This window comes from Litorimonas haliclonae (assembly GCF_965138505.1).
Lineage (GTDB): Bacteria > Pseudomonadota > Alphaproteobacteria > Caulobacterales > Maricaulaceae > Litorimonas > Litorimonas haliclonae.
Map to the genome: position 1 here is coordinate 790,911 of NZ_CBCSCO010000001.1, position 22,218 is coordinate 813,128.

Genomic DNA, 22,218 nt, shown 5'->3' on the forward strand with positions numbered 1-22,218 from the left:
AATTTCTCATGACCTATAAATGTTTCGACGTCTCCATTGCGGATAACATCGCGCATATCGTGATGTCCCGGCCAGAGAAGCGCAATGCAATGATTAGCGAGTTCTGGTCTGAGTTGCCTGATATTATTCGGGACATTGACAATAATTCCAAAGCCCGCGTCATTGTTATTTCCTCGACCGGCCCCGTCTTTTCGGCCGGGATTGATCTGTCCATGTTTGCCAATGATGTCGCGGGGCCGAAAGATAAAAACGATCCGCTTTTCGGTGCGAGTTTTTATGAAAACGTCAAACGGCTGCAAGACAGTTTCACCGCGATCGAAGATTGCCGCATTCCGGTTCTCGCGGCTATTCAAGGCGGATGCTACGGCGGCGGTGTGGATCTTATCACCGCTTGCGATATGCGTTACGGCACAGAAGACAGCTTCATCACTATCTACGAAATTATCGTCGGGATGACGGCCGATGTCGGTACCTTCCCGCGCATTCTCAATCACCTGCCTGAAGGCGTCGTCCGCGAACTTGCTTACACGGGCCGCAAAATGCACGCCAATGAGGCGAAAGCCCAAGGCCTGTTTAACGCCGTTTACAAAGATCATGCCGCGATGATGGAGGCGGTGATGGAGACGGCCAAACAAATCGCCAAAAATCCGCCTCTCGCTGTGTATGGCTGTAAACGAGCCATCACCTATGGCCGCGACCATTCCACAAAAGACGCGCTGGACAATATCGCCGTCTGGAACATGTCCATGCTGATCCCGACCGAAATGATGGAGGCCATGCAGGCCAAGGGTCAAAAACGGGATGGGAATTACGCGGATTTGCCGAAACGCACTCACAATTAAAAAAGCCCCGCAAAAGCGAGGCTTAATAACTTTAAATCTAAAGGCTGGATTAATATCCGGCCTTTTCCAATTCCGCTTCAAATTCCGGCAGAGCCTTGAAAAGGTCCGCGACCAGGCCGTAATCGGCAACCTGGAAAATCGGAGCGTCTTCATCCTTATTGATTGCGACGATAATTTTGGAATCCTTCATTCCGGCCAAATGCTGGATCGCGCCGGAAATACCTACGGCGATGTAAAGCTCTGGCGCCACGGATTTCCCGGTCTGGCCCACTTGCCAGTCATTGGGGACAAATCCCGCATCGACGGCGGCGCGGGAGGCGCCCATTGCGGCGCTGAGCTTGTCGGCAATGCCTTCGATGAGTTCAAAGTTTTCACCGGAGCCCATGCCGCGTCCGCCGGAAATCACAACTTTTGCAGCCGTTAGTTCAGGGCGATCAGATTTTGACAATTGCTCGCCTACAAATTCGGATTTGAAATCACCGGAAGGCTGCGGGCCGTCTTTCGTTTCGGCAGAGCCGCCTTCGCCGGCGGCGTTAAACGCCGTGGTCCGAACGGTAATCACTTTCTTAGCATCAGACGACTGTACGGTCGACATAGCATTACCCGCATAGATCGGGCGCACGAATGTATCCGCGCTCTCAACGCCAGTGATGGAGCTGATTTGCTGAACGTCGAGCTTGGCGGCCACGCGCGGCATATAGTTTTTATGCGTTGTCGTGTCGGGCGCAAGGACCGCGTCGTAATCATCCATCAAAGGCACAAGAACGGTTTGCATCGATTCAGCCAGTTGACGTTCCAGCGTGTCGTGATCGACACCGAGGACGGCGCGGATGCCGTCAATTTTCGCCGCGGCGGCGACAACGTCTTTAATGCCTTTACCAGCGACGAGTATGTCCACATCTCCGCCCATTTGGGCAGCTGCCGTAACGGTTTTATGAGTCGCGTCCTTCAAAGACACATTGTCATGTTCTGCAACAACAAGAATAGCCATTAGATTACACCTGCTTCGTTTTTAAGTTTATCCACCAATTGAGCGGCGTCTTCGACTTTGATGCCCGCTTCGCGCTTGGGCGGCTCTGTCACTTTCAACGTCTTTAGACGCGGGGCCGTATCTACACCGAAATCGTCTGGCGTTTTCGCCTCAATCGGCTTCTTCTTGGCCTTCATAATATTCGGCAGAGACGCATAACGCGGCTCGTTTAAGCGAAGGTCGGTTGTGACAATCGCCGGCATTTGCAGTTTCACTGTCTGCAGGCCGCCATCGACTTCTTTGACCACGTTTATTGCGTCGCCGTCCTGTTCAATAGAATTGGCTGCTGATCCGATAGGCCAGTCAAGAAGAGCGGCGAGCATGCCGCCCGTCGTACCGAAATCATTATCAATCGCCTGTTTGCCCAGGATGATGAAATCAGCTTCTTCAGATTCAGCAACAGACTTAAGGATTTTCGCAACGGCCAAAGGCTCCAGATCTTCATCCGTCTGAATGTGAATGCCGCGATCCATACCCATGGCGAGCGCTGTGCGGATAGTTTCCTGCGCCTTTGCGGGGCCGATGGAGACAACAACGGTTTCTGTTGCCGTGCCGGCTTCTTGCATTTGAACAGCCTGTTCGACGGAAATCTCGTCAAACGGGTTCATGCTCATTTTAACATTTGCGAGATCAACGCCGGACTGGTCTGGTTTGACCCGGGCTTTGACATTGTAGTCAAGCACGCGCTTGACGGGAACGAGGACTTTCATGAATTACTCCGAAGGTTTGGACCTGAATTCTCTATTAGCCAAATTTTGGCCATATGACTGCTAATATATGTGCTAGAAGTCTATCAGTTTCAAGATGCGGTTCCCTTGCGTTACCGCATAGCGACAATATATCTACGTTTAGGCACAACAAGGGGACAAGGCATCAATCTATCCAGCCCATTACTCTTCCGGCGGCGTCACACTCGCCGAAAAGCCAATATCTTTTGGATTTAAATTATTTTCGCGAGACTCTGCCAATGCTTTTACAGAAATCGGCGCGGGAGGGTTTACGGAGACCGTCAACGTGCCGCCATCTTCAATAAATTCGGTGGCTGCCATGCCAAATTGTCCGATGATTTCGCTCTCTAAGTCTGACTTCCCCATAAAGGTGGCGGCCATAATAGCGAGCTTGAGCTGTTTTTTGAGGTTTCCTTCAGACTGACCAGACATTTCACTGGCCAGTTTAAGGCCCCGTTCTACGATGGATTTATCTTCCAGGCTCATTTTCATCGTACGAAGTTTTACAGGCTCAAGCGCGTTGAGGGTTTCTTCGACCGTCGGAGCCGTGACCTCGTCTGTGTCAGAATTATTATTTGCCTGTTGAAGCTTCGCTTTTTCCACCATGGCGGACAGGCCCTCAGCCTCATAGGTATAATTCAGACGAAAGCCGTCTTCCATATCTATCAGACCATCCTGCACCGCGATGGTGTCGTTATTTTGATCCAGAATTTGCGTCTGTGAACTGCGTAGAACAATTTCGTCAAAGCCGAGACGTTTCAACGTGTCATACCCTTGCGCGGCGCGCGGCCCTTCGGGCTGTTTCAGGAAAGAGAAACGGAAAGGTTTGCCGACTTGAGTGATTGTTGTCACGCCGCCTTTTTCAACGGCTTTTCCTTCAAACCCTTCAAAGGTTGCTTTTACGAAATCATTCGTAAAGCTGCCTTCTCCAACAACTATGTTGTCATATGGCTTTGCATAAAGATTCATTTGCCCAAGAATTTGACCCAGACCGAGATTAGGACCGGTAGGCGACACATCCTGATAAGCGTTCATATTCAGACCCCGCGCAGACCCGCCTTCAAAAACGAGTTTAGACGTCGTGTTATTTTGCCCGGTCAGAGTGAAATCAACCTTGCCGATCTTCCCGTCCGCGACACGGTTTTCTTCGTCAACGCCCCAGACGATATGACTAATATTCCCGTTGGCTTCGTCGCCGCTCACATTGATATCATCAATAGATATGGCTCCGAAGCTAACAGTTTCGTCAACGTCAATCTTAGTTTCTAAATCATCAAGTCCATCTTTGCTTTGCAGAGCGCTTATAATTGCTTGCGCCATTTTCGGGCTCGGACGTGCCACGCTCATAGCGCCAATGTTCAGATTAACGTCTTCGCCCTGAAGAACCATGTCCTTGAAATTTGCGCGGTCAAAACTCGCTTCGTCATCAACCATATGGACGCCGAATAGTTCTGCCGTGCCAATAGAGAGGCTCCCTTCATCGGTTTTTGACGTGACATCAGTATAAACGTAATTCCCTGCTTGGCCTTTACGGCTCTCCCAGCTCATCACACCTTCCGCGTCGAGGTTAAGGGCTTTCAGAGCCTGATTAGCTTCTGTTTCAGACACATCCCGCTCTGCAACATTGAAATATTGAGCGAATACTTTCTCATCCGGCGCTGACAGGCCCAAAGGCGCAGCTTCCGCTGAAATTTGTGCGCTCTCCCCCTTGTCCTTTGGTGCACACGCCCCCAAAACTAAGCTGGTGGAGGCCAAGGCAAGCGCCGCTGTGCCGAGAAGGAATTTTCGTAGAGTCATCATGGGTCGTGTCCATTCACATTTAGGGTCGGCGAGTCAAAAAGCCCGACAGTGGCTGTCTGGTAGCATGCCAGAGACGCCATCAAAAGAAGCTTTTCCTTTACGCGACAATCATGACCCCCGTATTACATATGTGCTTAGCGACAGAGCCCGGCGCATATCTTTAAAGGTCAAGACCTCTGAACGCGAGGTCCATGTCGTCGTTCCCGGCCTGCGCCATTTCAAAGCTGCCCAGAAATTTGCCCGTCAGCAAGCCGATTGGATAGATGTGCAGCTGGAAACCCTGCCTCCACCTCAGCCTTTCGTGCCAGGAGAGAGCATTCTCTATCGCGGCGTTCCCTATCGCCTCATTAAGCCCGAAGGTCGCGGCAGAGCCAAAGTTGACAACGCCATGCGCAAGATTGTGGTGCCCTCCCCTGACCTAGAGAGTTTCCCGGGGCGTGTCAGGCGGTTTCTCATTCGTGAGGCGCGGGAGGAGTTAGAAGCAGCGAGCCATCACTATGCCGAAAAACTCGGCAAACGGATCGGTAAGGTCAGTGTGCGGGACACCTCTTCGCGCTGGGGGTCATGTATTACCCGCAAAGGCGAAGGCCATATCAGCTATAGCTGGCGGCTCATTTGCGCCCCGGCTTATGTCCTTGATTATGTCGCAGCTCACGAATGCGCGCATATGGTAGAAGCCAATCACTCCCAAGCGTTTTGGGATGTGTGTGAGTCAATTAATGATGACGTAAAGAAATCCAAAAAATGGCTCAATCAGAACGGGGCGCATTTGCACGCTGTAGGTGCAGAGTTTTAATTTCATATAATTTATTACGAACATTTCACAGATTTCTGCGAAGGTTAATCAGGCCTGATCCGTTTATGGCGTGAAGATTAATTTTCACGGTATCTATAGGCCCTTTTCCATGACCAACACCTCTCGCCCTGCAAATATGTCCGCTTGGGCTACCTGTTTGATTTTGGCTCTATCCGCCCCTCTCTGGGCCTGGCCAATAGCAGCCGGGGCTCAAGTCGAGACAGAGACAGAGGCAGAAACAGAAACGGAAGCCTTACTCGAGGAAACTTTTGCCGATGACCTCTTAGTGGAAGACGAAATCATCGTAACAGGAACGCGTCAGCAATTTTCCTCTGTCGACATTATCACGCCGGATGTTCAGTTTGGGACGGGTGATATTCGCGCGCTGGGAACCACGGATATCGGCGAACTGATAGAGGCCATAAACGCCGAAATTGGATCAGATTCCTCTGAGCCTCCGATCATTTTGTTAAATGGCCGTCCGGTTCAGAGCCGAAGACAAATCAGAAGCTTCCCATCCGAAGCTATTCGCCGCGTCGATCTTCTTCCGCCTGATGCCTCACTAAAATTTTCTTCCAGCCCAAATCGGCGCGTTTTAAACTTTGTACTAAGAAACCGATTCAACGCTCTGACCGCCGAGTTGGAAGGCGGAACATCGACCGAAGGCGGGCGCCATTCCGGAGAAGCCAGCGCTAATTATTTAAAGATTATCAATGAAACGCGGCTGTCTCTCGACCTAAGCTATGAAATCGCAAGCAACCTCGGAGAAACGGAACGCGACATTTCGTTCAGCGATGATGACGGGCCGTTCTCCTTTGCCGGCACGCTTACCGCGCCAGACGGGGCGTCCGAACTGGACTCCGAGCTATCTCGTCTCTCCGGAGCGCCCGTTTTTTCGGCGCTCATTCCGCGCCCCCTTTCCAGCAATGTTCTTTCAGTGGAAGATTTTCTCCCGAGCGCAAATCAGACCGCGCCCGTCGACACTCAGCTCTACCGGGACCTGCTCCCTGAAACAGAAACCATTTCTATTGGAGGCAGTTATTTCCGTCCGGTCGGCGAGAGGCTGTCCGTGACTGCAGGGTTTAATACAGATTTCACCCAGTCTGACAGTCGGCGCGGATTGATCAGTTCAAACTTTTTAATCCCCAGCGACAACTCGTTTTCTCCTTTCGAAAATGACGTGTCTCTGTTCAGGCTCGGAGATCCTAATATTCAGGAAAGTGATACCTCTGACATTGGCGCAACATTAAGTGTTTTCGGAGATTACCCAGGGTGGCGCTGGTCTCTCGAAAGCGCTTACTCGAAAGCGACAGGTAAAACAGAGACAAACCGCGCGCTCACTGCGGACGACTTGCAAAATGCTATCATTGCAAACGATCCCGATTTGAATCCGTTCGCAGAGTTTTCGCTGTCGGAGCTTTCCCTCAGTGAGCGGGAGCAGGAGAACTTCAATATTAAAGGCCGGGTGAACGGAACTCTCTTCGCTCTTCCCGCCGGAGATATGACTGGCTCCGTTGGTTTGGAATATACAAAGACGGACCTCGAATCGATGACGCGATTTGAAACCGCTCAAACTGACATCTACCTCTCGCGCCGAGTCACAGAGCTCAGCGGGGAGACGAATATACCTCTCTTAGGATCTGCTGGCGGCCGGGATGAGCGAGCAGGCAATGTTTCTTTGCGTTTGAACGGAGCGCTAAAGGATGTCGAAGCAGTAGGCACTTTGGAAGGTTACGGCACGGGATTGCGTTGGGACGTTAGCAATAATCTCTCCCTTGAAGGATCTGTGGACCAGACCCAAAACGCGCCAAGCCTTTCGAATATTGGTAATCCGATAATTGTTGAAAATAACGTTCGCTTCACAGATTTTGACACCGGCAATGCTGTTTTCATTGATAGAATTACCGGCGGAAACCCGACCTTATTGCCCGAAAAACAGCGTGATTTCCGGATCACCGCGCGATATAGCCCTAGTCGGGAGCTGCAATTCAATACCCGATACCTCTCTCGTAAAACCGAAAACTCTATCACCTCGTTTCCATTTTTGACGCCGCAACTTGCCGAGGCTTTTCCGGACAGACTTGCGCGGGACGATTTTGGCAATCTGGTTAGTTTAGATGCGCGGCCCGTAAATGCCTATCAGGTTGATAAAGAGTCTCTGCGGACAGGATTTAATTGGCGGAAACGGTTTGGGTCGTCTCAGGAAAGAGAAGGAAATAATTCTTCTCGCCGGGGCGATGGACCACCGAATAGAGGTTCCGGCGGGCCGAGAAGCGGCGGACGAGGCGGCGACGGTAATTCTACGCAGTTGGGTCTGTCGATTTATCACACATTGCGCCTTACGGATGAATTCAGATTTAGCGAAGACGGACCGGTCTTCGATCTCTTAAACGGCGGAGGCTTCGGGCAACAAGGCGGCGAGCCTGAACATGAAATCGAAACGCGGGTAAGTCTTCGCCACAAAAATATGGGAGGCCGGTTGTCACTGACTTATCAAAGCGGCACCGAGCTTTCAGCCGCAAGTTCAGATCTTGGGACCTTGCAATTTGCCCCCCTGACAACAGCGGATTTGCGACTTTATTATGATTTGGGTCGCACGTCCGAAGGTCGTCCCGTGAGCCGGGATAGTTGGCGCCGAAATCTTCGTTTCTCGATTGATATTGATAATATCACGAATTCAAAACAGTCCGTTATTGACGTGGCCGGACAGGTCCCTTTTGGGTATGAAGAAGATGCGCTCGATCCCTTGGGCCGTACCGTTATGTTTTCTATTCGAAAGCTGTTCAGCACCGCCCCAGAGCGCAGAGGCCGGGGGTGAGCGGCAGGAACCTTGGCCAAATGGTTCTTATTCGCGCTGAAAAATCAGGCCGTCTTGGGCTTCGAACTCAATAGCGTCAGAACAATCTTTCCCCCCGCTTTGGCAAGTCAGGTCCGGAGCTGTAATCACGCTTAGCTCTTCGCATTGGCGCGTTGGGAATAAGAGGCGCGCTGTATTCGTCTCGCCCGGAGAAACGGTCTGCGCGAACATATTGCCACTATCATCCTGACCAGATCCCGTAATCTTGAACCCCATCATTGAAACGATTGTCTCTGTCTCTGTGCCGTTGGTAATTGTTATCGGCAAGATACAGGCATTCGGCTCGCTAACTTTAGGCAAAGAAGAAATAACGATCCGCCCATCCGCCGCGAGGGTCTTTTCCTGGGTTGCTTCTGCATTTGGAGCGTCAGCGCCTTCGATTTCCGGCTGCGAGGTTGTGTCTCCACAGGTCGAAAGTAGAGTAGCCGAGGCAACCGCGCAAAAGACTGACGTGGAAAGTTTTCTAAATCGCATTATAAATCCTGACTAATTAAACGGGTATACCTTCTCTCTCACAGAACTTTTTAACGATGTCACGTAATGAGGAAAGGCGTGTATTTATATTTAGGTGGGGTTCGATTTCGGCGCGCAGCTTTTCCGCATCTAATGCGAGAAGAGCCGATTTAACGGGCCCAATCCCCGTCACTGGCATGGAAAGAGTTTCATAGCCCAAAGCCACAAGGCAGGCTGCCTCTAACGGGCGTCCGGCTATTTCTCCGCAGACGCTCACGGGCGTGTCGTTCATTTTGCAACCCGCCGCGATGAATTTGAGGATAGAGAGCGCCGCCGGGTGAAGGGGATCATACCGATCGGAAACCCGGGAATTATCGCGGTCAGCGGCGAAGAAAAACTGCATAAGGTCATTCGCCCCGACACTAACAAAATCGGCATGGTCACAAACGGCGTTGACCTGCCAAGCCAGAGACGGGGTTTCTAGCATAACGCCAATTTCAATCTTTCTAGGCAACTCATGGGCGAGGTTTTTGGCTCGCTCGACTTCGCGGTTTAGCAAAGCCCTCGCCGCGACCATTTCATCCACCGTGGTGACCATGGGGAACATGACCCGCAAGTGCCGTCCAGCGCCGGCCGCTACGAGAGCGCGTAATTGATAGCGCATCAATCCGGGACGATCTAAAGCAATTCGGATGGACCGCCATCCCATGGCCGGGTTTTCTTCCGGCACGGGGTCCATATAGGGCAGGATTTTGTCCGATCCCAGATCCAACGTTCGGAATGTGACCGGGCGATCGCCTGCCGCGTCCATAGCTTCCCGATAGAGCTGCGTCTGCTCTTTCAGCTTCGGCATGAAATCACTCACCATAAACTGAAACTCGGTCCGGAATAGCCCAATTCCGTCCGCCCCCGAAATATCCATTTGAGGCAAATCGACGAGAAGCCCTGCATTTAATTGAAGAGATATATTTAGCCCGTCTTTGGTTTTCGCTGGTTTAAGTCGCAGCGCGTCATAGGCTCTGGCCATTTCGCCGCGCACCGTCTGGCGGAGTTCAAAGCCATGTATTTGCGACTCTAGCGGACGAATGTGCACGACCCCGGTTTCCCCATCGACCAGAACGTCATCCCCTGTTTCGATTTGGTCCAACACGCCTTCGGCGCGGCCGACGAGCGGTATGCCGAGCGCCCGGCAAATGATAGAGGTATGAGAGCTTGCCGCGCCTTCTTCTAAAACTATGGCGCGTAACTTTGTCCGGTCATAATCCAGTAATTCGGCTGGACCGATTTCCCGGGCGAAAATTACGGCGTCATCGGAAATATTCTTATTTCCTGGCATCAGAGCTTCGCCCGACAGGGCCCTTAACAGACGATTGGCGAGGTCTTCCAAATCATGCAGGCGGGCCCGCAAATAGGCATCGCGGGATTTCATCAAACGCGCCCGATGCTCATTCCGGACACGTTCGACCGCCGCCTCCGCCTTTAATCCGGAATGCACGGCTTCGCGAAGTCGCCCGACCCATTTCCGGTCATAGGCGAACATGCGATAAGTCTCGTAAATCTCTTTCGACGCTCTGGATATGCCGGCGGCTTCTCCGGATACCATTGTATCAACCGAGGCGCGGAGCTTTTTAATACCCTCTTCCAGCCGGATTTCTTCGGCGGCAATATTTTCAGATAAAAGATTGGCGGGCGGAACAGGCGGAAGGTGAAGATAAGCGTGTCCCTGCGCGAGGCCGTCCGCAAAGGCTTTGCCTTTTAATGTCTCCGGTTTGGTTGCGGCGAGCGTGATGCCTTTTAACGCCGCTTTTTTCCCGCCGACACGTTCGTCGTCCACGATGATTTCCCCAATCACCATGGCAACGGTTAAGAGGTCTTCGACCTCTTCTTCGTTAAAGCTCCGCGCGTCTTCAGATTGAACCACCAAAACCCCGAGGACGCGGCTGCCGCGCAAAACCGGTACACCGAGAAAAGAACGGAACGGATCTTCTGCCGTTTCAGGACGGTAAGAAAAGAGCGGATGGCTGGGGGCGTCAGCCAGATTAAGCGGACGCGCTGTCAAACAAACATGGCCAACCAGACCTTCGCCGGGTTTCAAACGTGTTTTATGGACGGCTGATTTCTTTAGGCCTTCAGTAGCTGATAATTCCAGTTCGTCGCCTTTTCGGAGCAAATAAACCGAAGCCACCTTGACCTGCATCGCCGCAGAAATAGCCGTCACAAATCCGTCCAAACGTCCCTGAACAGACTCCGTCCCGGCCATCGCCGCGCGAATAGCCCGCATGAGTTTTGGCGGGTTTGTTTTTATGTTCGGCTCAATACTCACGCCCCTTCTATAGCAAAGGAATCTGAGATTGCCCTAATTGAATTTATGAATTCCAGTTAATCAGAAGTTCTAAGAGGTTTCGGGGCTTACTCCGCCTCTTGGGGAACAATTATCAGGCGCCCCGCAGGAATATCCACTTTTGGCGTTGCCGCCTTGGTAAAGGGGTGGAAAAAACTGGCCGGCGTTTTTTTAGTTTTCTTGTCCATATGCGGGGCGATTTCCAGCATATCACCTGCGCCGAATTGGTGTACAGCCACGACTTGGCCGATGCGTTTTCCATCATTTGACTTCACATCCAGCCCCACCAGATCGGAATAATAGAAATCATCCTCTTCAGGCGTCGGCAGCTTTTCCCGAAGGACGAAAAGCTGAGTTGATTTTAGAGCCTCCGCATCTTCCGGCGTGGTGACTTCCGGGGCGGTAACGGCCACAAAGTTTTTCATGACGCGGTGGGTTTTCGGAGTCAGTACAACCTCTCCGGCTTCATTGAGTAAAGGGCCATAGGTCACGCAGTTTTCAGGTGTTTCGGTGAAAGATTTGATTTTCACCTCGCCTTTTACCCCGAAGGCTCCGGCAATGGCGGCCACACAAATGAGGGTGTTTGCAGTTTCTTCGTTCATTTATTTTGCCCTTGGCAATTGACGCGTATAATTCGCCTCCCTACCCTGAGCGAATGAAAAAGTATATTAGCGTTATCGCTGCTCTAATGGGATTAGGCCTTCTCGCAAACGCAGCCCCCGCAAACGGTCAATCACTTGACGAAAATGGGACGAGAGCCGCAGAAGTAACAAAGCAGGTACCGCCCACTATGCCGCGCCAGGCAAGAGAAAGCGGGTATTGCTGTATGGTCTTTAATGTGAACCGCTCTGGATCGCCTGTAAACGTAAATACAAGTTACTGCACAAATCCCGTATTTGCTGAAAGCTCTAAAGACGCCGTTTCTAGGTGGGAATTCTCTCCCGCTATGAAAAACGGAAAACCAGTAGTCTGGTTAGACGAAACAACGTTGATGAGATTCAATATCGCTACGGTTGAAGGCAGCCTGATACCTAGCTCAACAGGATATTTGTCCCTGAGGGAGGGGGCCGAACCGACCCCGCCTCCCCGAGACCGCACAGCTTACCGCAAGTGGCTCGATAAAAACTTCATCACCGAGACGACTTGCGGCGAGCTTGTAAGTTAATGGCCTAACCTTTGGTGACCTTCCCATAGATCAGAAGAAGAATGATGGAGCCGACGACCGCGCCGATAAAGCCGGCAGCCTCATCGACTTCATAAACCCCGAGCAACCCGCCCAAATAGGTAGCCAGCAAAGCCCCAAGGATGCCCACAATCGTGGTCATTATAATTCCGCCGGGGCGTGTTTTTCCCGGAATGAGGAAGCGGGCAACAACCCCAGCCAAGAACCCAATGATTATCGTTCCAATGAACCCCATAACGCTCTCCATTATTAAAGGGCACAATATGGGTTGAATTGCAGAACCTGTCTACCGTCTCAGGGTCTTATCTTTTCATCGACGGTTAAAGCGCCTCTGCCGCCGGGTCAGGAGCCAAACCTGTCTTTAAGCTTCACGAGGCCAGGATCGCTTGCTCCTTCAAAATAGCGGACGATCTGTATCTATTTGTTTCTATTCTTCACATCCTCAAGCATATTATCGAGTTGGATTTTGTCGTAAACTTTCGCCTTTTTTACCAATCCGTATATCTCCCTTGTCGCCCTGATGTCTTCAACAGGATTGCTGTTTAATATCAACAAATCCGCTATTTTCCCTTCGCTCACACTTCCGTATCTATCTTCTAGTCCAAAGTATTTCGGCCCGTTGACCACCGAAGTTTGTAAAGTTTGGAGTGGCGTCAGGCCGCTTTCCTGATAGATTTCCAGCTCGTCATGCAAGGCGAAACCTGGGTAGATATAGGAGTTTAAAAACCCCGCATCTGTACCGGCAATGATGTCCATTCCGGATTCCTGAACCACGGGCAAAAGGCTTACAAGCTTTTGATAGTGCGCTTTTCGAGCGGCAATCTCTTCTACGGACGCCTTATTGGCCCTGTTGACGCGCCAGTCATAGGTTTTGATAATTCCGGGGCCGATATATTGGAGTTCAGGATCAGATAAATGATCATCCTCATCCAGATAAGACGTGATACGGCTCCCGATCAATGTGGGCACGACAGCGGTTCCATTTTTCGCCAAATGTTTATACCGCTTTCTGGCCGTGGAGTTGTCAAAACTTTCTTCTAGCTGAGCGCTTGCTGCGGCTTTGTCTATTTCCCCGTTTCTATAGGCATTAATGATTTCGCTCTCCTGAGCGGAACCCGCCTTGAGCATATAGGCCATGTGTTCGACCGTAGATAATCCGGCTTCTGAGACGTCTTGGATTGTCAGTTCGAAAGGAATATGGGCGGAGGTTGCATAGCCCCTGCGGGTCGCGGCCTTTACGCTTTTCAGGAATAATTCCGGGGACAAAGTATTATCCGTTATTTTCACGAAATCGACTTTTAAGCTGTCTAGTTTATCTAATGCCGCCGTTAACTCCGCCTCTGAGTCTATTTCCAGATCGCCTGGCCAAATAGAGTCTTTCCCTTCCAATTTGGGTCCCGCCGTAAAAATGGTCGGCCCCAAAAGGCCTTCGCTCTCTATTTGGTCGCGCCAGTTCAGCACGTCCGTACTGATATCCGCCGCGCAATCCCTAATGGTTGTCACGCCATTCGCGAGATAGAGCGGCAACATATTTTTGTTTTCATCGACAAGGGTTTCGTCCCCGAAATGCATATGCATATCCCACAGGCCGGGAATAACGTATTTACCTTTGGCCTCAATTATTTGACTGCCGTTCCAGTCTGCTGAGCCATCAAGCGAAGCGATTTTTTCTATAATCTCGCCATTAATACCAATGTATTGATTTTGGAGAATATCACCTGTTTGCGTATCCACGATATTTGCGTTTTTGATTAAGATATCAAAATTCACGCCCTCATTCTGATCACAGGCAATAAAGGTCAGGCTTGCCAAAAGGCCGAGATATAAAGATTTCATACGGCACCCCCGACATCTGCAGTGGATTGGTTTGTCACAATAGAAAACCCCATAACGCTCTCCAATTAATTCTGGGAGCCTTATGGGGTGATTTTCAAGGCCTGTCTATCAGACCATAAGATTAGCTGTTTAAACCTTAAACGGCCTTTTTGATCGCCTCGACCAAATCAGTCTTCTCCCAAGAGAAGTGACCTTCTTCCGTCGGCGTCCGGCCAAAGTGCCCGTAAGCAGAGGTCGGCGCATAAATCGCTTGGTTAAGGTTCAAATGCGAACGAATGCCGCGAGGCGTCAAAGACATCAGCTTGGGCAATACTTCCTCCAAACGCTCAGCGAGAGCAGAATGTTCTCCGTCTAGTTCAACATAAATAGACGTCGGCTCTGACACCCCAATCGCGTAGGAGAGTTGAATATTCGCCCAGTCAACGAGACCGGAGGCGACAATATTTTTCGCAAGGTAGCGAGACGCGTAGGCCGCAGAACGGTCAACCTTCGTTGGATCTTTACCGGAGAAAGCGCCGCCGCCATGAGGCGCCATTCCGCCGTAGGTATCGACAATAATTTTACGTCCTGTCAGTCCGGCGTCGCCATCTGGCCCGCCAATGACAAATTTACCTGTCGGGTTGATGTGGAAGATCGTTTCATCGGTGATCCAGCCTTCGGGCATGACTTCTCGGATGTAAGGCATGACAATGTCAGACACGTCGGCAGAGGATAGACCGTCTTTGTGCTGTGTCGACAACACAATCGCGGAGGCGCCGACTGGCTTACCATCTTCATACTTCACAGAAACCTGGGATTTCGCATCGGGCTCCAAGCCGGATTCTTTGCCGGAATGGCGAACTTCGGCCAAACGCTCAAGAATCTTGTGGCTGTAATAAACCGGGGCCGGCATTAACGCCTCCGGCACTTCATTCGAAGCATATCCGAACATGATGCCCTGATCCCCTGCACCCTCTTCTGTATGAAGCCCAGTACCTTCATCTACGCCCGCTGCAATATCAACGGACTGAGCGTGGAGAAGAACTTCGACATCTGCGTGGGCGTGGTGAAAGCCGGACTGCTCGTATCCAATGTCTTTAATGGCGGCGCGGGCGACAGCCTCAACATCGTCTTTGGACACATCCATCCCGCGCGTTTCACCTGCAATAACGACTTTATTGGTCGTCGTCAGAGTTTCAGCGGCCACACGTACCTCCCATGGGGACATGCCCGCTGCGATAGATCTGCGGAAATACAGATCAACAATTTCGTCGGAAATACGGTCGGCGACTTTATCCGGGTGACCTTCAGAAACAGACTCGGACGTGAAGTGATAGGTTTTACGGGCCATTTTGGGCACCTTTCAGATTTTAAGGCTCTTCGCTTTTTATTATTATTAAGAGGCTTTTGGATGGAAGCTTGATTTAAAAGGGTAAAACGGGGCGTTGCCGCCCCGCATTTTATTAGAAATACGCCGCCTAGTAGCGGTAATGTTCTGGCTTGTACGGCCCCTCTTTAGACACGCCGATATAATCAGCTTGTTCTTGAGACATTTCTGTGAGTTTCACGCCGATTTTTTCGAGGTGAAGACGGGCGACTTTTTCGTCCAGATGCTTAGGCAGCATATAGACCTTGTTTTCATATTTACGATTAGACGCTTTGGAGTCTTCCCAAAGTTCCATTTGTGCCAGAACCTGGTTTGTGAAAGAGGCTGACATCACAAAAGACGGATGGCCTGTTGCATTACCGAGGTTCAGCAAACGCCCTTGAGACAAGAGGATCATGCGGTTGCCTTTTGGGAAGGTCACCATATCCACTTGGTCCTTAATATTTGTCCATTGCAGGTTTTTCAGGGATGCGACTTGGATTTCATTATCAAAGTGACCGATATTGCCGACAATGGCCATGTCTTTCATCTCGCGCATATGCTCGAGGCGGATGACGTCTTTGTTGCCTGTGGTCGTGACAAAAATATCCGCCGTGGAAAGCGTGTCTTCGAGTGTCGTAACCTCAAACCCGTCCATAGCCGCTTGAAGCGCACAAATCGGATCAACTTCGGTGACCTTCACACGCGCGCCCGCACCGCGAAGAGAGGCGGCAGAGCCTTTGCCGACGTCGCCATATCCGAGCACAACGGCCGTTTTCCCTGCCATCATCGTGTCCGTCGCGCGGCGAATGCCGTCCACGAGAGACTCTTTACAGCCGTATTTATTATCGAATTTGGACTTGGTGACGGAGTCGTTCACGTTAATAGCCGGGAAAGGCAGACGACCTTCACGCTGTAATTCGTAAAGGCGGTGAACCCCTGTAGTGGTTTCTTCGGACACACCCACGATCTGGTCGCGCATTTTTGTAAACCAGCCCGGGCTGGCGTCCAGACGCTTCTTGATCTGAGCGAACACGGCCGCTTCTTCTTCGGAGCCGGGCTCGCCTTCGATCAGGTTTGTTTCCCCGGCTTCGACACGAGCGCCCATGATAATATAGAGCGTTGCGTCGCCGCCATCATCGAGAATGATATTTGGGCCGTCTTCGAACAGGAATGATTTGTCGAGATAATCCCAATGCTCTTCTAGTGTCTGGCCTTTGATAGCAAACACAGGGACGCCAGCAGCAGCAATAGCGGCAGCGGCGTGGTCTTGAGTTGAATAGATGTTGCAAGACGCCCAACGAACGTCTGCGCCCAAAGCGGTTAGCGTTTCAATCAGAACAGCGGTTTGAATTGTCATGTGCAGCGAGCCGACGATGCGGGCGCCCTTTAAAGGCTGTTCTGCGCCGAACTCTTCGCGCAGCGCCATAAGGCCCGGCATCTCAGTTTCAGCGATGTCCAGCTCTTTGCGGCCATATTCAGCCAGGCTGATGTCTTTGACGATGTAATCAGACTTACTCATATCAATATCGCCTCTTGGGCGCCTCTTAGGAAAAGGTTACGGTTTGAGGGGCCATTAGTCTGAAAGCAGTACAACGTCAACTGCATATAACGTTTTCTTTATATGCCCTCACAGTTAACGGGGCATTCAAACGACCCCTTGAATTTGCTTCATGACAGGTCAGTTTACAGGCCCTATACGAGGCCACCAAAAGTAGAGCGATCCGATTCCAAAATTTTCTGTTATTATTGTGAATTTCAATGCCGGCGATTGGCTAGCGCGAAGCGTCGCCTCCGTCGCCGCGCAGACATTTACGGACTTTGAGTGCTTTATAGTCGACAACGGATCTTCCGATAATTCATTTAGCGCTCTGCCTGAATTGGACGATCGGTTCACACTCCTTCCACAAAGCGAAAACACAGGATTTGCCAAAGGGAATAATATTGCGGCGCAGCAGGCCAAAGGCGAATGGCTCGTGCTCTTAAATCCGGATGCTTTTGCTCATTCCAACTGGTTAGAAAAATTGCTTCAAGCCGCGCAATGCTATCCCGAAGCCACCATGATCGGCAGCACCCAATACATGGCCTTAGAGCCAGAAATTTTTGATGGTCTTGGAGATGAATATCACGCCTTTGGCCTCGCATGGCGAGCCGGGTTTGGTCATCCGGTAGAGCCAGTATTTGATCGGGAATGCTTTGGCCCATGCGGGGCCGGGTCAGTATATCACCGGGAAACCTTCCTGAAGCTTGGCGGATTTGATGAAACGTTTTTTTGCTATCACGAAGACGTCGATATCGCTTTCCGGATGCGTCTGGATGGCGGCATGTGTGTGCAAAGCGCCGAAGCGAAAATTGACCATGTCAGCAGCGGCATTTCGGGTCGGGCCTCGGACTTCGCTGTCTATTATGGAACTCGAAACCGTATCTGGACTTTCGTCAAGAACATGCCCTTTCCTCTGCTCTTGTTTTTAGGGCCCGCCCATATCGCCACAAATCTGTTCGTTCTGGGGTGGTCGGCGTTTCGACCCGGACGGTTTGGACCGACTTTCCGCGGAATGCGCGACGGGTTTTTCAAACGCCCTAGAGCCGAACAGGTCATAGCCAAACGCAAAGTTCGTCTCATGAACCTTTTGCGAAGCTTTGGCTGGTCTCCTTTAAAAGTCTTGAAACGCGCCCCTGTAAAGACGAAAAGCCTCGACACATAAATTGCCTCACGGAACATATATTATGACCCGCAAACCCTCTCCCGCCATTTCGTCAAACACGATTGAGATTGAAACTCAGCCGCTTGTTAAACCGACGGGCTTTCGCGAATATGACGCCCGGTGGTGGTTTGGCCTGCCCTCAGAGGAAAAACCCTCAGAGCTGAACCTCTACGGCGTTCAGGCGCTCGGCGAAGGTTTAGGGACATTGATGTATGAGCGCGGGGTCGATCCAAAAATCGCGGTGGGGCATGATTTCCGGCATTACTCCCTCGGTATTAAACAGGCGCTGATGCTTGGTCTTATCAATGCCGGAATCGAGGTTCTGGATATCGGTCTCGCTCTCTCTCCTATGGCGTATTTCGCGCAATTTCACCTCGACGCCGCCGGAGTGGCTATGGTGACGGCCAGCCACAACAAAAACGGTTGGACGGGCGTCAAAATGGGGATCGAAGCGCCTTTGACCTTTGGCCCGGATGAAATGTCTCGATTAAAAAACATCGTTTTGAACGCGGAATCCAAAGCTCGATCAGGCGGATCATACAAATATGTCGACGGCGTCAGAGACGCGTATATTAAAGATTTAACCAAAGGCATTAAACTGGAGAATAAGATCAAAGTTGTCGCGGCTTGCGGTAATGGGACAGCGGGCGCGTTTGCTGAGGAGGTTCTGACGGCTATCGGCGCAGAGGTCGTGCCCGTTGAGTGCGAGCTTGATTACACCTTCCCAAATTATAATCCGAACCCCGAAGATATGAAAATGCTTCACGCTATGGCAGACGCCGTAAAAGCGAATAGCGCTGACGTCGGCTTGGGCTTTGACGGCGACGGTGACCGCTGCGGCGTAGTCGATAATGAGGGCGAGGAAATCTTCGCCGATAAGGTTGGCGTCATGCTCGCGCGCGATCTGTCCGCAATTCATAAGGACGCGCAATTTGTCGTCGATGTGAAGTCGACAGGTCTTTACAATACCGATCCCGTCTTAATTGAAAATGGTGCAAAAACGGATTATTACAAAACCGGTCATTCCTACATTAAACGCCGCGTTAATGAGCTTGACGCCTTGGTCGGCTTTGAAAAGTCAGGTCATTATTTCTTTAACGCTCCAATTGGGCGCGGCTATGATGACGGTCTCGTCAGCGCAATCGCCATTTTGCAAATGTTGGACCGCAACCCAGAAAAATCTATGGCAGACCTCCGACGCGACCTCCCGATGACGTGGGGCAGCCCTACCATGTCGCCTTATTGCGCGGATGAAGAGAAATACGACGTGATAGAGAAAATCATCGCCGAAGCGCAAAAGGACGCCCAGGCCGGAGAGACTATTCTCGGCCAAAAAATAGTCGATGTGAATACGGTCAATGGCGTGCGTATGACCTTGGAAGACGGGACGTGGGGCCTTATGCGGGCCAGCTCCAACACGCCAAACCTGGTCGTGGTTGTCGAAAGCCCGGCTTCAGAAGAAAATATGATTGGTATGTTCCGCGAGATTGAGCGCCGCCTTGCGGGGCACCCCGAAATCGGTGAGTTTGATCAAAAGATTTAAGTTAGTGAGCCCATGACAAAACCCTTTACCAACCTCCCTACTCGCCGCGGTATATTAGGCGGACTGGCCGGGGGCTCTCTAGCGGCTTGCTCCGATGCAAAAAGGACGCCCTTTACCGCAAAAAGCGAAACCCGAACGGGGCGCTTTTCCCACGGCGTCGCGTCCGGCGATCCGTTCACTGACTCTGTGATGCTTTGGACACGTATCACGCCAAAGGAAAACGGCGAGCTAACGGTCACATGGGAAGTCTCAGAAACTGACGAATTCACTTCTTTAGTATCCAATGGCGAAACTAAAACGGGCGTGGTCAAGGACTACACTGTCAAAATCGAAGCCAAAGGGCTTGAACCAGGTAAGTGGTATTTTTATCGTTTCCGGGTGAATGACACGGTCTCCCCTGTAGGACGCACGAGAACCTTACCGGACGGTCCAACAGACGAGGCGCGTTTTGCTGTCGTCTCCTGCGCTAACTGGCAGCACGGGTATTTTAATGTGTATGACCACATCGCCCGCGAAGCCAAGCAAGACCCTTTCGACGCGCTAATCCATCTCGGTGATTATTATTATGAATATGCCGCTGATGCGTCTCCAAGGTTGGCCGATCGGGTGCACGATCCGAAAACCGAAATTATTGCTTTAGAAGATTACCGCCGCCGTCATGCGCAATATCGATCTGACCCGAATTTACAGGACGCAACCGCGCAAATGCCGCTCATTGCCGTTTGGGATGATCACGAAAGTTCCAATGATAGCTGGAAAGGCGGAGCAGAAAACCACAATGACGGCGAAGGCTCTTGGGACGCGCGTAAGGAGGCGGCTCTTCGGGCTTATTATGAATGGATGCCTTTGCGCGAGCCTAAGTTTGGCCGCTCTCGATCTGATATTTACAGAGCGTTTGAATGGGGCGATCTTGCTAGCCTTGTTTGTGTCGAAACCCGCCTTACCGCGCGAGCGGAGCAAATCATCGTGGAAGATTACCTAGACGAGATTACAGCTCCCGGCGGCGCAGACAAATTCAAACGAGAAAAGCTCTACGACCCCAGCCGGGAAATGTTTGGCCATGATCAACAAAATTTTATTGTCGAAACTTTGAAGGAGTCCAAACAAGTCGGAAAGCCTTGGAGGTTTCTCCTGAACCAAGTCATTATGGGCCGTTTGCTGACGCCTGATTTCACACCATATATCGACGAAGCGGCCTTAGTGAAAATTGAAAAAGACTGGGCGGGCGTACGGGCCTTTTTGACCCTCTCGAAATACTCTCTGCCCGTCTATCCCGACAGTTGGGACGGTTATCCTGTCGCGCGACAAAACTTCTATGACGCTTTAACGGAAGCCGGCGTCAATGACATGGTCGTCCTGACCGGGGACGCGCATGAGTTTTGGGTCAATGATCTGAAATCGGAAAATGAAGAAAACAAATACGGGGTTGAACTTGTTACATCGTCTGTGTCGTCTCAGACGCTGCTTGCTTATCTAGGTGACGCTACGGCAGATCACAATCTGTTGCTGACGCAATCTAATGCCGATGCGCGCTACTACAACGCGTTGGTCAGCGGGTATATTGACTTACGACTGAGCCGAAAGAAAATAAAAACCCGTATGGTCGGCGTCAGCACAGTGCTAAGCCGCGACTATGAAGCCTTTGAAGCCGCTGCCTTCACGCTACGTAAAAGCGGAGAAACTGTAAAAGTGGGATCTCCCAAGGGATTAAATCTCAAACAGCGCGCGCTATTTTACGGATTAGGTTAATCCTGCTCGCTTCGGCGAGCGTAAAAATCTCGCTTGATATCTTCTGAGGTTTGCCGAGACCCGTCGTGAGAATATCCGGGCGGTCCAAAAATATATCCTAGCCTCTGGCGGAGGGTCAGGTTTTTCCTCGCCGCATCTCTGAAGACATTCCCCCATTCGGCGAAAGCTATCTTGGCGGGATTAAAGGTTTCAATCGGCTTAACAACGCCATACGCAATTTTGACATCGTCTTGTTCGCCAACAAATGTCCCAAAGAGTTTGTCCCAGATAATGAAAATTCCGGCATAATTCATATCCAGATATTGCGGATTGGTGCCGTGATGGACGCGGTGATGGCTCGGCGTATTGAAAACTGCCTCGAACCAATTCGGCATTTTGCCCACGGCCTCAGTATGAATCCAAAATTGATAGAGCAAATTTAAGCTAGCAACGAATCCAATCAGGAGGGGATGAAAGCCGAGTATCACCAAGGGAACGGACAACAAAATATGTCCCGTGAAATGATTATTCCAAGGCTGTCTCAGAGCAGTCGTGAGGTTGTAGTGCTCCGAGCTGTGATGAACGACATGCGCGCTCCAGAACCATCTCACGCGATGAGCAATACGGTGTTTCCAGTAATAGACGAAATCCTGCGCAATCAAAGCCAAGACAATAATCGGCAGGCTGTGGCCGAAATCAAAAATCCGAAAACGCCAAGCCAGAAGCAAAACGCCAAGGCTCAGAAACCCAAAGAGCAAATCACTGGCAAGATTGCCCACTCCCATCGTCATGGATGCAAAAGCGTCTCGCGTTTCATACCGTCCCGCCCATTTTTGACGGTGAACAAATATCCACTCCAACGCAACGCTCACAACAAAAAGAGGCGCGGCCCATGCCAATATCATCGGAAAACTAAGCTCGGCTTCGGACATGGGTCTTTATGGGGCTTTCATAAGAAAAAAGTCAAAATGGCGCTATGACGCAGGGGGTCTGTTCCCTATAGACAAACCTAACGCACTAATGGCCTAAAC

Annotated in this window: 18 protein-coding genes; 7 read left to right on the top strand and 11 right to left on the bottom strand. The window is 51.1% G+C overall.

Annotation, left to right across the window (positions count from 1 at the left end):
* The first annotated feature begins 8 nt into the window (after positions 1 to 8).
* Positions 9 to 842, top strand: a complete 834-nt coding sequence (locus ACNA05_RS03680) for an enoyl-CoA hydratase-related protein (RefSeq protein WP_415810022.1) — start codon at positions 9 to 11, stop codon at positions 840 to 842.
* Positions 843 to 891: 49 nt separating this feature from the next.
* Here the strand turns inward: ACNA05_RS03680 and ACNA05_RS03685 are convergent, their stop codons facing one another.
* The 3 genes from ACNA05_RS03685 to ACNA05_RS03695 form a co-directional block, all read right to left on the bottom strand.
* Positions 892 to 1,833 carry an electron transfer flavoprotein subunit alpha/FixB family protein gene (locus ACNA05_RS03685; RefSeq protein WP_415810023.1) on the bottom strand — a complete coding sequence of 314 codons (942 nt, stop codon included), beginning with the start codon at positions 1,831 to 1,833 and terminating at the stop codon, positions 892 to 894.
* Positions 1,833 to 2,582, bottom strand: a complete 750-nt coding sequence (locus ACNA05_RS03690; protein WP_415810024.1) for an electron transfer flavoprotein subunit beta/FixA family protein — start codon at positions 2,580 to 2,582, stop codon at positions 1,833 to 1,835. Before ACNA05_RS03690 ends, ACNA05_RS03685 begins: the two co-directional genes overlap by 1 nt.
* A 180-nt stretch (positions 2,583 to 2,762) precedes the next feature.
* On the bottom strand, positions 2,763 to 4,400 hold the full coding sequence (locus ACNA05_RS03695) for a hypothetical protein (RefSeq protein ID WP_415810025.1): 1,638 nt from the start codon (positions 4,398 to 4,400) through the stop codon (positions 2,763 to 2,765).
* A 64-nt stretch (positions 4,401 to 4,464) separates the two neighbouring features.
* On the opposite strand from ACNA05_RS03695, the gene ACNA05_RS03700 reads away from it, so the two are divergent.
* Positions 4,465 to 5,196, top strand: a complete 732-nt coding sequence (locus ACNA05_RS03700; RefSeq protein ID WP_415810026.1) for a M48 family metallopeptidase — start codon at positions 4,465 to 4,467, stop codon at positions 5,194 to 5,196.
* Between the two features lie 109 nt (positions 5,197 to 5,305).
* A complete protein-coding gene (locus ACNA05_RS03705) occupies positions 5,306 to 8,014 on the top strand; it encodes a porin family protein (protein ID WP_415810027.1) in 2,709 nt (902 codons plus the stop codon).
* A gap of 27 nt (positions 8,015 to 8,041) precedes the next feature.
* Here the strand turns inward: ACNA05_RS03705 and ACNA05_RS03710 are convergent, their stop codons facing one another.
* The 3 genes from ACNA05_RS03710 to rimM all read right to left on the bottom strand — a co-directional run bounded on the left by ACNA05_RS03710 (position 8,042) and on the right by rimM (position 11,449).
* Complete coding sequence (locus ACNA05_RS03710; protein WP_415810028.1) at positions 8,042 to 8,527, bottom strand: hypothetical protein; 486 nt, start codon at positions 8,525 to 8,527, stop codon at positions 8,042 to 8,044.
* A 16-nt stretch (positions 8,528 to 8,543) separates the two neighbouring features.
* Positions 8,544 to 10,766, bottom strand: a complete 2,223-nt coding sequence (gene ptsP, locus ACNA05_RS03715; protein WP_415810115.1) for a phosphoenolpyruvate--protein phosphotransferase — start codon at positions 10,764 to 10,766, stop codon at positions 8,544 to 8,546.
* Positions 10,767 to 10,915: 149 nt separating this feature from the next.
* The gene (gene rimM, locus ACNA05_RS03720) at positions 10,916 to 11,449 is read right to left on the bottom strand and encodes a ribosome maturation factor RimM (protein ID WP_415810029.1); all 534 of its coding nucleotides are present in this window, start codon (positions 11,447 to 11,449) and stop codon (positions 10,916 to 10,918) included.
* 53 nt (positions 11,450 to 11,502) lie between these two features.
* Here rimM and ACNA05_RS03725 point away from each other — a divergent pair, with 53 nt between their 5' ends.
* Positions 11,503 to 12,012, top strand: a complete 510-nt coding sequence (locus ACNA05_RS03725; RefSeq protein ID WP_415810030.1) for an energy transducer TonB — start codon at positions 11,503 to 11,505, stop codon at positions 12,010 to 12,012.
* Between the two features lie 4 nt (positions 12,013 to 12,016).
* Here ACNA05_RS03725 and ACNA05_RS03730 read toward each other — a convergent pair whose 3' ends face one another.
* The 4 genes from ACNA05_RS03730 to ahcY form a co-directional block, all read right to left on the bottom strand.
* On the bottom strand, positions 12,017 to 12,265 hold the full coding sequence (locus ACNA05_RS03730; protein ID WP_415810031.1) for a GlsB/YeaQ/YmgE family stress response membrane protein: 249 nt from the start codon (positions 12,263 to 12,265) through the stop codon (positions 12,017 to 12,019).
* 182 nt (positions 12,266 to 12,447) lie between these two features.
* Positions 12,448 to 13,866 carry an amidohydrolase family protein gene (locus ACNA05_RS03735; protein WP_415810032.1) on the bottom strand — a complete coding sequence of 473 codons (1,419 nt, stop codon included), beginning with the start codon at positions 13,864 to 13,866 and terminating at the stop codon, positions 12,448 to 12,450.
* A 136-nt stretch (positions 13,867 to 14,002) separates the two neighbouring features.
* Positions 14,003 to 15,196, bottom strand: coding sequence for a methionine adenosyltransferase (gene metK, locus ACNA05_RS03740; RefSeq protein WP_415810033.1), 1,194 nt, complete (start codon positions 15,194 to 15,196; stop codon positions 14,003 to 14,005).
* 127 nt (positions 15,197 to 15,323) lie between these two features.
* On the bottom strand, positions 15,324 to 16,733 hold the full coding sequence (gene ahcY / locus ACNA05_RS03745) for an adenosylhomocysteinase (RefSeq protein ID WP_415810034.1): 1,410 nt from the start codon (positions 16,731 to 16,733) through the stop codon (positions 15,324 to 15,326).
* A gap of 205 nt (positions 16,734 to 16,938) precedes the next feature.
* Here ahcY and ACNA05_RS03750 point away from each other — a divergent pair, with 205 nt between their 5' ends.
* The 3 genes from ACNA05_RS03750 to ACNA05_RS03760 are packed head-to-tail and all read left to right on the top strand — an operon-like array spanning position 16,939 to position 21,208.
* Positions 16,939 to 17,916, top strand: a complete 978-nt coding sequence (locus tag ACNA05_RS03750) for a glycosyltransferase family 2 protein (RefSeq protein ID WP_415810116.1) — start codon at positions 16,939 to 16,941, stop codon at positions 17,914 to 17,916.
* 22 nt (positions 17,917 to 17,938) lie between these two features.
* Positions 17,939 to 19,459 carry a phosphomannomutase/phosphoglucomutase gene (locus tag ACNA05_RS03755; protein ID WP_415810035.1) on the top strand — a complete coding sequence of 507 codons (1,521 nt, stop codon included), beginning with the start codon at positions 17,939 to 17,941 and terminating at the stop codon, positions 19,457 to 19,459.
* Positions 19,460 to 19,471: 12 nt separating this feature from the next.
* Positions 19,472 to 21,208 (top strand): alkaline phosphatase D family protein, encoded by a 1,737-nt coding sequence (locus ACNA05_RS03760; protein WP_415810036.1) that lies wholly within the window; start codon positions 19,472 to 19,474, stop codon positions 21,206 to 21,208.
* Here ACNA05_RS03760 and ACNA05_RS03765 read toward each other — a convergent pair.
* Positions 21,205 to 22,119: a sterol desaturase family protein gene (locus tag ACNA05_RS03765; RefSeq protein ID WP_415810037.1), complete on the bottom strand. Its 915-nt coding sequence runs from the start codon at positions 22,117 to 22,119 to the stop codon at positions 21,205 to 21,207. The two genes, ACNA05_RS03760 and ACNA05_RS03765, sit on opposite strands and share 4 nt — an antisense overlap.
* Between the last annotated feature and the right edge of the window lie 99 nt (positions 22,120 to 22,218).